Consider the following 11625-nt stretch of genomic DNA (forward strand, 5'->3'; position numbering starts at 1 on the left):
CCCTTGGCAAAGTACGCGGCGGCTTTTTTTAGGATGTCGCGCTCCTCGGTCACACGCCGCAGCTCGGCCTTGAGCCGGCGGATCTCGGCCGAGTCGCTCGGCGCTGCTGAAGCGCCCGATGCCGGCGCCATTTTCCTCGCCACCTGCACCCAGCCATACAGGGTGTGCTTGGGGATCCCGATCCGGGCGGCGACGTCCACCACCGTGAAGCCGCGCTCGATCACCTGCTTCACCGCCTCGGCCCGGAACTCATCCGTGTACTGCTTGCTGTTGCCCATAAACACCTCGGTCATTGCCATGAATTATGGCGTCCGGATGTCTACGAAAGGCTGGTCGGTCCACTTCAGCGTGGCACCGGCCATCGCACCGGTCATCGGCGGCTGGATCCTGGGCTGGAGCCAGTGGCCGGCGATCTTCTGGTTCCTGGTGCTGTTCTCCGCGGTGCTGTGGTTCGCGACCTGGCGCGTGCTGCCGGAAACCCACCCGCCCGAGGCGCGGCTGCCGCCGGTGCCGAGCCGGTTGCTGCGCGACTACGTGGGCATCTTCCTCAACCCTCGCTTCCAGCGACTGGCCGCGGCGTCGGCGTTCAACTTTGGTGCGCTGTTCCTCTACATCGCCTCGGCGCCTGCGTTCGTGCTGGATCTGCTCAAGCTCAGCGAGCAGCAGTTCGCGTGGTTCTTCGTGCCCACCATCGGCGGCATGGCGGCGGGGGCGTGGGTGTCAGGCCGCAGTGCGGGACGTGTTGGCGGGGCGCGGCTGGTGGCACTGGGTTTTGCCGCCAGTGCGTTGGCCATGGCCTACAACCTGGGCTACAACCTGCTGGCCGATGTGCCGCGCGTGCCTTGGGCGGTGCTGCCGATGAGCCTCAACGCGTTCGGCATCGCGCTGGTGTTTCCGGTGATCACGCTGGTGATCATCGACATGTTCCCCGGGCACCGCGGATCGGCGTCCTCGCTGCAGGCGTTCACCAGCCTGGTGCTGAATGCATTGATCGCGGGCGTGCTGTCCCCAATGATCAGCGGCAGCGGAATGATGCTGGTGCTTACGGCCACGGCGTTCCTGGCGGTGGGCTGGGGTTTCTGGCGGTGGGAAGTGGCGGCGATGCGTCGCGCGGTCGGCACGCGCGGCTGATGCCTGCCTTGATGATTGTCGACGGGTTTGCTCACCGCCAATCGTCGCGGCGGTGCCGTTGATGATCAACTGACCGTTGTAATTCGCCGGCAACGCGCGGCGGGGAGAATGCATCCACGAACACGGCACATCATCCCGATGTGCCGATTTGATGTGGAGCAGCAAGTGAAGAGCAGTTCCTTGGCGGCAGCAATCCTCCTTGTCATCAACATGGGGGCCGCCGGGGCCGCTCATGCGCAGGCTGGTACCGGATCCGCGAGTCCCGACGCCGTGGAAGGCGCAACTTCACTGGATTCGGTCATCGTCACCGGCACGCGCGGCGCCAACCGCACCCAGTTCGACACGCTTGCGCCGGTCGATGTGTTCACCGCCGAGGACATCAGCGCGGTCGAATCGTCCGATCTCAACGACGTGCTGGCGCAGCTGGTGCCGTCGTTCGTGGTGCAGCGCCTGCCGATGAACGACGGACTTGTGTTCGTGCGTCCGGCCACGCTGCGCGGTCTGTCGCCCGACCAGACGCTGGTGCTGGTCAACGGTCGCCGCTTCCATCGTTCCGCGTTGCTCGGCGCGCGCGGTGCGCAGGCCGCCGACCTCGCGCAGATTCCGACCAGCGCGGTCAAGCGCATCGAGGTGCTGCGTGATGGCGCCTCGGCGCAGTACGGCTCGGACGCCATTGCCGGCGTGATCAACATCATCCTGCACGACGACCAGGCCACCGACATTTCGGTACGCGCCTCGGAGTATTCCGAAGGCGACGGTGCGGCGTGGCGGGTGGGGGCCCGCACCGGCTTCGGTATCGGCGAGTACGGCAACCTGAGCCTGTTCGCGGAGATGGAAGAGTCGGATGCGACCTCGCGCTCGCGCCAGCGTCCGGACGCGATCGCGTTCCAGAACGCGCACCCCGATCTCGTGGTGCCCAACCCGGTCCAGCGCTGGGGCCAGCCGGACCTGGAGAGCCAACGCGTCGGCTTCAATGCCAAGATCACGCTGGCCGGTTACACCGAGCTCTACGGACATGGCCTGTTCGGCCAGAGTGAAGGCGTTTCCGACTTCAACTGGCGCAACCCTGACGGCACTGCATCGGCTTTCAACCCCAGCACCGTCTTCCCGGGCTGGGACCTGCGCTCGATCTACCCCGTGGGATTCGTGCCCAAGTACGGCAGCGAGCAGGAGGACATGCAGTTCGTCGCCGGCGTGCGCGGCGAGTTCAGCGACCGCTTCACCTGGGACGTGAGTGCGTCCTACGGCAGCAATGAAATCGACTACACGCTGTCCAACTCCATCAACGCCTCGCTTGGTCCGAACAGCCCGACGGCGTTCAACCTCGGCCAGCTGTCGCAGGAAGAGGTCAACTTCAACGCCGACTTCGTCTACTCGCTGCCGGTGGACGCACTGCCGCAACCGGTCAACATCGCGTTCGGCGCGGAGTACCGCACCGAGACCTTCGGCGTGACGGCAGGCGACCCGGCGTCTTATGCGGTCGGGCCGGGTGCAGTCACGGGCCTGGCGCCCAATTCGAACGGCGCGCCGGGCTTCAGCAACCGCCAGGCGGGCGAGTGGGACCAGGACAGCTACGCCGCCTACATCGACGTCGAGGTGCCCGTGACCGAACGCTGGAACGTCGGTGCGGCGCTGCGCTACGAGGACTTCACCAGCTTCGGCGACACCGTGGACGGCAAGCTCTCCAGCCGCTTCGCGATCACGCCCAACCTCGCCCTCCGTGGCTCGTACTCCACCGGGTTCCGCGCGCCCACGCCGGGCCAGCTGAATTCGACCGACACCGGCCAGGGCCTGGACACGGTGACGCTGCAGATCTTCACCAGCGGCCGCCTGTCGCCGGATGATCCGCTGGCGGTGCTGCTGGGCGCCAAGCCGCTGAAGCCGGAAGAATCCGAGACGCTGTCGCTCGGCTTGGCGTGGCAGGGCGAGTCGGGCTTCTCCGGTTCGCTGGACATGTACCGGATCAAGGTCACCGACCGCTTCAGCCAGTCCGCCAGTTTCCGCATTCCCGCCGGCACGCCCAACCCGATGCTCTACACATCGGTCAGCTACTTCACCAACGATTTCGACACCACCACCAGCGGTATCGACCTGGTGGGCAGCTACGTGGGCGACGTCGGCGCCGGCAAGCTCAACCTGACGGCGGCGCTCAACTACAACAAGACCGAAGTCGATGGCGGCAGCACCGGCGTGGCGACCAACCTGACCCAGCGCACGATCTTCGAGGAGCGCCTGCCCAAGCAGAAGGCGACGCTGACTGCCAACTACGACATCGGCAACTGGGGCCTGCTCGGCCGCGTGCGCCACTACGGCGCATGGACGGATTCGTCCGGCAATGCCACCGGTGACATCTTCCAGCGCTTCGGTGACATGCAGTTCCTCGACCTGGCGTTGACGTATCGCTTCAACAAGGTGCATTCGCTGCGCATTGGCGCCGACAACGTGCTGGATGAGTACCCGGACGAGGCGACCTTCCAGGCCAGCCGTGGCCTGGTCTATTCGCGCAACGCGCCCTACGACACCGACGGCCGCAACGTGTACGCCGAGTACCGGATCCGGTTCTGAGGATGGATGCCCGCCGTCGAACGCTGTTGCTGGCCGGGACCCTGCTGCCGCTGGGGGCGCGCAGCGGGGCCGCCGGAGCGCGGGCGGTGGGGGCGGCGGGGTCGGACCTGCCGCCCCCACCGCCGCCCGGCATCCCGGCTGAGGTGCTGGCCGGTGATGGCCGCTACTGGGCCGATGTCGCCCGCCTGTACGACATCACCGACGAGGTGGCGCACCTGGAGAACGGCTACTGGGGTTCGATGGCGCGGCCCGTGCTGGCCCGTTACCAGCATCATCTGGAACAGGTCAATCGCGGCAACGCCTGGTACGGGCGGCGGGAGTATCCGGCGCAGTTCGAAGCGGTGCGTGCGACGCTGGCGCAGGTGCTGGGCGTGCATGCCGACGAGATCGTGCTGACCCGTGGCGCCACCGAGGCGCTGCAGGCGTTGATCGGCGGCTACAACCGCCTGCGCGATGGCGACGCCGTGCTGCACGCCGATACCGACTACGACAGCATGATCACCGCGACCCGCTGGCTGCGCGAACGGCGTGGCGCGGAGGTCGTGTCGATCGCGTTGCCGGAGCCGGCCACTTACCAGGGCGTGATCGACGCCTATGCCGCCGCGCTGGACCGTTACCCGAAGCTGCGGCTGATGCTGCTGACCCAGGTCAGCCACCGCAACGGTCTGGTGTTGCCGGTGGCGGAGATAACGGAGATGGCGCGCCGTCGCGGCGTGGACGTGATCGTGGATGCCGCGCATGCCGTCGGGCAGCTCGACTTCCAACTGGCCGACCTGCGCGCCGACTTCGTCGGCATCAACCTGCACAAGTGGATTGGCGCGCCGGTGGGGGTTGGCGCGATGTATATCCGCCGTGGACGGGTTCCCGACATCGATCCCTACATGGGCGAGAAGGGCGGTCGCGAGGACATCCGCACGCGCGTGCACACCGGCACGGCCAATTTTGCTGCGTACCTGGCGCTGCCGGACGCACTCGCCCTGCACCAGCGCATTGGCGTGGCCAACAAGCAGGCCAGGCTGCGACGTTTGCGCAACCGATGGATGGACGCGGTGCGCGACGTGGGTGGCATCCAGCTGCTGTCGTCGCCGGACTCGCGCCTGTCCAGCGCGATCGCCTCGTTCCGGCTGCGCGGGCAGACCACGGTGGATGACAACAAGGCAACCGTGGTGCGGCTCGTGAAGGAATACGGCGTGTTCACCGTGCACCGCGATGGCCTGGCCTCCGGTGCCTGCGTGCGGGTGACGCCTTCGGTGTTCACCCCGGACGCGCACGTTGACCGGCTCGCAGCCGCATTGCGTGAAATGGGGCGCGCGGTGTCCTGACGGGCCTGCTCGTCCTTGCCAGCGGGCTTACGCCGCGCCGTCGCGGTGCTCATCGCGCAGCAGGCACTCGTGCACGTTGCGCAGTTCGGGTGCCAGCACCGCCGGTAGCGGCGGCAGCGGCGCCGGCGCGGTCCCGCCATGCACCGCCGTGGCCAGCGAGGCCAGCGCGGCGCGCACCGGCTGTTCGCCATGGTCTTCGAACATCGCCTTGGCGGCTTCGCGCGCGGCCTCGCCGCCGATCTTTTCCAGCGCCCACGCGGTGGACAGCGTGCGGTACACCAGCCGCTGGGTGGCGGCCAGCGCGGGCCACAGTTCCTCGGCGCGGCGGCGCTGCCCGCTGGACGCGACCAGGGCATCGTCGTAGGCCTGGGCCAGCGCGAAGCTGCGGCGCTGCAGGTCGCGGCGCGCCACGAGCGCCTCGGCCGAGGTCACGTCGCCGCGCGCCAGGTGGCGCACGGTCTCGCCCACCTGCACGAAGGCGTGCGCCAGTTGCGTGGTGATGCGGTCGGCGGCGCGGCGCGGGGGCAGCAGGCGGAACACCAGCAGCGCCACCGCGCAGCCCACCAGCGTGTCCACGCCACGCGCGAGCAGGTAGCCGCCCAGGTCATCGATGGGGTGGCCGCCGCTGGCGATGGTCAGCGCGGCACTGGTGATGAAGATCACCGCCAGTGCGTAGTTGCGCATCACCAGCATCTCGATGGTGAACTGCAGCGCCACGATGGTGAGCACCAGCCACAGGCCCTGCGGGTGCTGCGACAGGATCGCGCCGGCCAGCAGCAGGCCGATCCACGTGCCCACCAGGCGTTCCACGCTGCGTTGGACCGTGCGCGTCCAGTCCAGGCCCTGGTGCAGCATGAGCACGGCGGCCGCGACCGCCCAGTACGAGCGCTCAAGGTGGAACGCCGCGCCCAGCGCGCCTGCGATCACCGCGGCAACGCCCACGCGTACGATCACCCGCCGCGACGGCGATCCGGGCCGCAGCGCATCGCGCAACATGTCGAAGGCGCTGGGGTGTCCCAGCGGGATCGCCTCATCATCCAGCGGTTGCGGGTTGGCCGGCGGTCGCGCCGCCTGGCCCTGGATCTCGCGGGCCTGCGCCAGCGCCTGTGGCGGCACGGCCTCGCATCGGCTGGCGACGCCCATGGCCTCGGCGAACAGCAGGTGCAGGCGGCGGTTGAGCGCACGCAGCCGCCCCAGCGTGCTGTTGGCGTCCGCCGCGGCCGGCTGGAAGCTCACCAGCGCTTCCCAGGCATCGTGCAGGGCGATGGCCGCGCGGTGGCGTGCGTCGTTCTCGTGCGCGGTGCCCACCGCTTCGATGAAGCCCGCCACGGCCTTCGCGGCCGTGGTGACGGCCGAGGTTTCCGGTCCGCGCGGCTTGAACAACGCGCCGGCCATGTGCAGCAGCCATGCGCCTGCGCCGCCGCCCAGCACCAGCAGGCCTGCATCCAGTGCGGTGAGGTGCGGCGCCGGCATCGCGGTGGCGGCCGCGCAGGCCAGCAGGAACATGTAGGCGCCCGGCGGCCCGATCCGCAACGCGTTGCCAATCCAGGTGGCGAGCATCGCCAGCAGCGCCACGCCCGGAATCACCAGCCAGGCATGCGGGGCGATGGCGATGCCCACGCTCACCGCCACCGCGAAGCCCAGTGCGATCAGCGCCAGTTCGACGGCGCGGCGCAGGTAGGGGCGGCCGCTGCCATACAAAGAGGTGAAGCCGCCGGTGGCCGCCATCAGGCCCGCGCTGGCGTCGCCGGCCAGCACGCCCACCAGCATCGGCAGGCCCATCGCCATGCCGCAGCGCAGCGCGAACAGCCAGCGCCCCTCCGGCAAACCACGCAACACGAACAGGCCGCGCAGCACCCCGCCCGGCGAGAGCGGGGGCGGCGCCTTGGGGGCGGGAGGCAGTGCAGGGGATGTGGACATGCGCGGCACGGATTGTAGCGCCCGTGGCGTTGGGGGCGTCACGCCCGCCATGCCCCCGAAGCGGCCAGCACCAGCTGCGCCGCGTAGTACAGCGGCAACCCCCACGCCTTGTTGGCGAAGGCGTGGCCGATGAAACGCTCGCGCGCCACCGCGATGTCCGAAGCGGCAAACGCCAGCGCCGCCGCCGGCAGCCACCACGCGCCACTGCCGGCACCGGCGCCGGCGCCGATGGCCAGCGTGCACATCACGCCGATGGCCATCACGTACGCCGGCACCGCCACGCGGTACAGCGGCTTCAGCCTGGGCCAGAACAGGCGCAGCACCACCGCACCCACACCCGCCATCAGCACGGCACCGGCCAGCAACCCGCCGCCGTGCAGCGGCCAACCCGCGAACGCCCACGCAAACACCACGTGCGCCAGCAGGAACGCGCCCAGCCCGGCAAGGAACACCGCGCTGCGCCGCGCGAGCAGCAACACATCACCCAGCCAGCTCAGGGCCAGCGCGAGCAGCACCCGTTGCCCATACGGCGTGTCGAGCGCCCCGGCTGCGAGTGCGACGGCGATGAATGCGGTGCTGGCAATGGTCTTGCACGCCGCGCGTGCCGCGCGTGCGCCGCGTCGTTCCGCCCACAGCAGGCCCAGCACGGCAATGGCACACACCACCGCAGCGTACACGGTACTGGGGGGCAGGTCGGTCATGGATGGCATGCGGCGTCCTTCCGGTAATGCGGATCATTCTGCCCGCACAGTGCGGCGCACCTATACTTTCCGCCCCCACCTTGCCGGAGCGGCCCATGCCCACCATCCCCCCGTGCCCGCAGTGCGGCCTGGAAAACACCTACCCGGACGGCGACAACCATGTCTGCGCCGACTGCGGCTTCGAGTGGCCGGCCGCGGGCGACAGCACCGCGACCGATGACGACGACGCGGTGGTCAAGGACGCCAACGGCGCCGTGCTGGCCGACGGCGATGCCGTGGTGCTGGTCAAGGACCTGAAGGTGAAGGGGTCGTCCATCACCCTCAAGCAGGGCACCAAGGTGAAGAGCATCCGCCTGGTCGGCAGCGGCGACCACGAAGTGGACTGCCGCATGGACGCCGGCAACTTCATGCTGAAGGCGTGCTACCTGAAGAAGGTGTAAGCAGCTCGCCGATGCGGAAGCGGCACACGTGGCCGCCGCGCGCGATGCATTCCATGTGGTGGATGCGATGGCCAGTGGCGGCCTCCATCAGCGCCAGGTCGAAGCGGCACACCTGCGGGTGCTGTCGCGCCACCGCATGGAACACGCAGTTGAACGCCTCCACCTGCCACTCCGTGCCATGGCGCGCGGGCACCGTCTCGTAACCCAAGTCATCCAGCCGCCGGGCCAGCGCGCGCGCCAGACCATCGGGCCCGTCCGCAGGCTGCAGCGCGGGTTGCGTGGCGGCCACCTTGCGACCCAGTTCGTCCAGGAAGGCGGCGGCATCCGCATCGCCCAGGTGGTCGTACAACTGCGCCAGCATGGCGCCGGCGATGGCCCCGTAATTGCGCGGAAACAGCTCGTGGCCGCTGTTGGTCAGCGCGTAGCGCATCTGCGGGCGACCGCCGGTGGCCAGCGACTGCATGCGCTCGATCCAACCGTGGCCAATGAGCGCCGTCAGGTGCTGGCGCACCGCGTTGTGGCTCACGTGCAGGCGTTCGCAAAGCGTTTCCACGGTGCACCCGTCGGCGTTCAGCAGCAGCTGCCGCAGCAGCCGCTGCTGGGTATCGCCGAGCCGGTGCAAGGCCTGCGCCACCGGGTCAGCTGGCCTTGTCGGGGAACTGCTTGGCGATGGCGGTGGCCAGCGCGTCGGCGATGGTGTCCATGTGCGCCTGCATGGCCGCCCATGTGGTGGCTTCGCCCTTGGTGTCACCCGCCATGATCTGCTGGATCTGCGCGACGTGGTGGGCACCGTGCGCGATCATCAGGCCCTTGACCCCATCTTCGGTCAGGTTGGGATTGGCACCGGCCAGGAACTTCGCGATTTCACCGGCATTGGCGGTCAGTGTCTCCAGGGCCTTGTCGTGCGCGGCGGCGTCGCCGGCCCTGCGTGCGTCGGTCAGGGCCTTGACCGCGCCCCAGTGCCCGCCGAGCAGGGTGAGCATCTGCTCGCCCGCCGCAGGCCCGTAGAAACTGCCCACCGCATCGGCAATCAGCTTGGCGTTGGCCACCACGCTCTGCGCCGCTTCCGCGGCATGCGTGGTGTTGTAGTCCGCCACGGCCATGGCGTACGCGCGGGTCTCCACCACGTGGTCGTGCCAGAGGGCACGCAGGTCGGCCTGCAGCTTGGGGGCGGGCACCGCGGCCTGGTCCGCGGCGGCAGCGGGCGCATTCTGGCCGGGTGTCGCGGCCCACGCCTGGTTGGCGAACGCGAGGACCGGTACCAGCGCCAGCACCAGCAGGTAGTCGGGAGGGTTGCGCAGCGAACGTTTCATGGCGGTCTCCTGTGGGTCGCGGAGGGCGACACCCTGGATGCTCCGGGTTGGCCGTGCATGCACAACCTGGGCATGTGTAAAGCCCCTGCGGCGCAGATGTAGCCCGTGGCGGGTTGTCGTTGTGTGATGGTCATGCGTGCCATCAACCACGCGTGTGGCCAACGCCGACGCCCGCCGCGGGGGCGGGCGTCGTGACGCGACTTGCCTACTGCGCCGGTTGCAGGATGCGCGGGTAGATGTACTCCGCGGTCATCTCGCCCTGCACCGTACCGGCCTGGCAGCCTTCCCAGAAGTGGATGCCCGCATACACGCGCGACTTGCCCACTTCGTTGGCCGCCTGCTGCAGCGAGTGGTAGGTGCGGGTGATGGCCTTGGCCGGCACCCCTGGCAAGCCTGCCGGCCACGCCTGGCCCGTCAACGGCAGCGCCGGCGCGTTGACCGTGCGGGTGAACGGCGCATGGTTGGTCCCCAGCGCCAGCCGCAACGCGGTGGTCGCGGCACCCGCGGCACCCGTCGAACCGCACGGGTAGTCCGGATACGGCGGCACGGTGATGAACGGCAGCCAGTTGGGGTCGGGTTGGGTCCGCGGGTTGCCGTCATTGGCCCAGCGGATCGCCGTCACCGGCCGCCAGAACGCGTAGGCGTACTTGCTCTGGGCGTTGGCAATGCCCGCATCGGCCATCGACACGGCCATCAACGCCAGCGTGCGCGCCTGCTGCCACCAGTCCAGGTCGAAACCGGGCAGGATCAGCCGCGCATTGGTGTGCCAGTCCACGCCGCCGTGGTACCAGAAGCGCGCGACGTCGCTGTGGTGTGAGTTGGGCGCGGCCGCGCGCTTGCGTGCATCGCCCTGCTGTTTGACCTGGTTGTACTCGCTGGCATAGGCGTCGCCGGACAGGTCGAAGATCTCGCCGGGCGGCACGTGGAACTGGGTGGCGCTCTGCACCACGAACGGGGCCGTGGCCGCCCAGTTGCTGAACTGCGGCGCGGCCGAGCCGTACGGCTCCGTGGATTGGTACCGGCCCGCGATGTTCGCCCCGACATAGGCCGGGATGTGCGGCGATGCCGAGCCGTCGTTGGTGCGGGTGGTCAGGATGGCCGCGGCGGCCGCCTGACCCGCGGCGACGCCGTCGTTCTCGGCGGTGCCGTCGGCAATGGCAGCCAGTGCGGCGGTGTAGGCGTTCTGCACCGCCAGGCGCGCCACGCTGTTGGGGTGGGCCGGGTCGGCGTTGGGCGGAATCAGGCCCAGGACCACGTCGTGCGCAGCAGCGGCCACCGCCGCGTTGGGCGATGCGCTGGCCGGTGCGGTGGGCACCGTGCTGTAGGTTTTGAAACGGGGGTCGATGGCGTTGAGCGCGTCGTGTACTGCCAACTGCACCATCGCCAGGGCGCGGAACTGCTGGTACGGGCCGCCGTGGCGCACCACGACCGGCGCGGTGGCCGCGACCTGGTGCCAGTAGAGCACCGGATCGGCAGGGGTGTAGGTCTGGGCGTAGGCCTGCGGCAGGACCAGCAGCAGGCCTGCGGCGATCAGCGAAGCGGGCAGCGGGCGGCGTGCGCACGAGCGCACAGCGGACGGGACGGCCATGGGGACACTCCATTGTGGTGGGGGATGCGATGGCCGCCGCGGGGCGAACATCGCATTGGCAGTCAACGGCTGAAACCGGATGCAACGGACCGGCGGGGGGCGCGGCCGCCCGATCGGGGGATGACGCGTGGCGTGCCATGCGCGGCCGTTCAGGCGTCGTGGTTGGCGCTTTTTTCGCCACTCACGGCGGTTGCCGCGCGGCGTGCGGCGGCGCACGCCTGGTGCTTTGCGCTTGCGGGGGCGCGTGCCGGACTGCACGCGTGGCGCGCCGCTGGCCAGATGCCGACAGGCAAACAAAAAGGTTCTTCACCCAAGTCCGGGGAAGGCAGCCCGGATCTTCAGGAAGAAATAGGCGTCATCGCGGTAGCCGTAGGCGATGCGCTTGATGACCTTGATTCTGTTGTTGATGCCTTCCAGAAGGCCTGTATGCATGGGCCAGCGCACCCGGCTGACGATGCCGCGCCAATAAGGCCTCAGGCACTTGGCGAAGTGGATCAGGGCCGGGATGCCACTTTCATGGGCATGGCGTAGCCACTGTTTCCATGCACGACGCCACGTTTGCGCCGTTGGGGCGTTCCACAGTGCCTTGAGCTGCTCTTTCATCACGTAGACCACCATGAGCGGTTGGTTGGCCTCCAGCACCTC

Annotated in this window: 11 protein-coding genes; 4 read left to right on the forward strand and 7 right to left on the reverse strand. The window is 69.1% G+C overall.

Annotated elements, in window-relative coordinates; all coding sequences use genetic code 11:
- Nucleotides 1-278: transposase (locus IP93_RS15350; protein ID WP_072050294.1), on the reverse strand; the 278-nt coding region annotated here is incomplete at its 3' end.
- 37 nt (nt 279-315) lie between these two features.
- On the opposite strand from IP93_RS15350, the gene IP93_RS15355 reads away from it, so the two are divergent.
- The 3 genes from IP93_RS15355 to IP93_RS15365 all read left to right on the forward strand — a co-directional run bounded on the left by IP93_RS15355 (nt 316) and on the right by IP93_RS15365 (nt 5018).
- On the forward strand, nt 316-1131 hold the full coding sequence (locus IP93_RS15355; RefSeq protein ID WP_242006898.1) for an MFS transporter: 816 nt from the start codon (nt 316-318) through the stop codon (nt 1129-1131).
- 210 nt (nt 1132-1341) lie between these two features.
- Nucleotides 1342-3696: a TonB-dependent receptor plug domain-containing protein gene (locus tag IP93_RS15360; RefSeq protein WP_144817179.1), complete on the forward strand. Its 2355-nt coding sequence runs from the start codon at nt 1342-1344 to the stop codon at nt 3694-3696.
- A gap of 2 nt (nt 3697-3698) precedes the next feature.
- On the forward strand, nt 3699-5018 hold the full coding sequence (locus tag IP93_RS15365; RefSeq protein WP_144817166.1) for an aminotransferase class V-fold PLP-dependent enzyme: 1320 nt from the start codon (nt 3699-3701) through the stop codon (nt 5016-5018).
- Between the two features lie 27 nt (nt 5019-5045).
- Here IP93_RS15365 and IP93_RS15370 read toward each other — a convergent pair whose 3' ends face one another.
- Together IP93_RS15370 and IP93_RS15375 are read right to left on the reverse strand one after the other, a co-directional pair.
- Nucleotides 5046-6938, reverse strand: a complete 1893-nt coding sequence (locus IP93_RS15370; RefSeq protein WP_144817168.1) for an FUSC family protein — start codon at nt 6936-6938, stop codon at nt 5046-5048.
- Between the two features lie 38 nt (nt 6939-6976).
- Nucleotides 6977-7639: a lysoplasmalogenase family protein gene (locus IP93_RS15375; protein ID WP_158636378.1), complete on the reverse strand. Its 663-nt coding sequence runs from the start codon at nt 7637-7639 to the stop codon at nt 6977-6979.
- Nucleotides 7640-7734: 95 nt separating this feature from the next.
- On the opposite strand from IP93_RS15375, the gene IP93_RS15380 reads away from it, so the two are divergent.
- Complete coding sequence (locus IP93_RS15380; protein WP_144817171.1) at nt 7735-8079, forward strand: zinc ribbon domain-containing protein YjdM; 345 nt, start codon at nt 7735-7737, stop codon at nt 8077-8079.
- Here the strand turns inward: IP93_RS15380 and IP93_RS15385 are convergent.
- The 4 genes from IP93_RS15385 to IP93_RS15395 all read right to left on the reverse strand — a co-directional run.
- Nucleotides 8045-8713, reverse strand: a complete 669-nt coding sequence (locus IP93_RS15385) for a helix-turn-helix transcriptional regulator (RefSeq protein WP_158636379.1) — start codon at nt 8711-8713, stop codon at nt 8045-8047. The genes IP93_RS15380 and IP93_RS15385 overlap by 35 nt on opposite strands.
- Before the next feature lie 4 nt (nt 8714-8717).
- Entirely contained in the window at nt 8718-9392 is a 675-nt protein-coding gene (locus IP93_RS15710; protein ID WP_158636380.1) for a hypothetical protein, read from the reverse strand.
- A gap of 205 nt (nt 9393-9597) precedes the next feature.
- Nucleotides 9598-10980 (reverse strand): vanadium-dependent haloperoxidase, encoded by a 1383-nt coding sequence (locus IP93_RS15390; protein ID WP_158636381.1) that lies wholly within the window; start codon nt 10978-10980, stop codon nt 9598-9600.
- Nucleotides 10981-11286: 306 nt separating this feature from the next.
- The coding region (locus IP93_RS15395) for a transposase (protein WP_144817177.1) at nt 11287-11625 on the reverse strand (339 nt) is incomplete at its 5' end.

Source organism: Aerolutibacter ruishenii (genome assembly GCF_007830115.1).
In the GTDB taxonomy this organism is placed as follows: domain Bacteria; phylum Pseudomonadota; class Gammaproteobacteria; order Xanthomonadales; family Xanthomonadaceae; genus Aerolutibacter; species Aerolutibacter ruishenii.

What these genes read in the sequence shown, in the direction of transcription:
- IP93_RS15380 (WP_144817171.1), top strand. Translation starts at nt 7,735, where the DNA reads ATGCCCACCATCCCCCCGTGCCCGCAGTGCGGCCTGGAAAACACCTAC.
- IP93_RS15375 (WP_158636378.1), bottom strand. Translation starts at nt 7,639, where the DNA reads ATGACCGACCTGCCCCCCAGTACCGTGTACGCTGCGGTGGTGTGTGCC.
- IP93_RS15365 (WP_144817166.1), top strand. Translation starts at nt 3,699, where the DNA reads ATGGATGCCCGCCGTCGAACGCTGTTGCTGGCCGGGACCCTGCTGCCG.
- IP93_RS15360 (WP_144817179.1), top strand. Translation starts at nt 1,342, where the DNA reads ATGGGGGCCGCCGGGGCCGCTCATGCGCAGGCTGGTACCGGATCCGCG.
- IP93_RS15370 (WP_144817168.1), bottom strand. Translation starts at nt 6,938, where the DNA reads ATGTCCACATCCCCTGCACTGCCTCCCGCCCCCAAGGCGCCGCCCCCG.
- IP93_RS15710 (WP_158636380.1), bottom strand. Translation starts at nt 9,392, where the DNA reads ATGAAACGTTCGCTGCGCAACCCTCCCGACTACCTGCTGGTGCTGGCG.
- IP93_RS15355 (WP_242006898.1), top strand. Translation starts at nt 316, where the DNA reads ATGTCTACGAAAGGCTGGTCGGTCCACTTCAGCGTGGCACCGGCCATC.
- IP93_RS15390 (WP_158636381.1), bottom strand. Translation starts at nt 10,980, where the DNA reads ATGGCCGTCCCGTCCGCTGTGCGCTCGTGCGCACGCCGCCCGCTGCCC.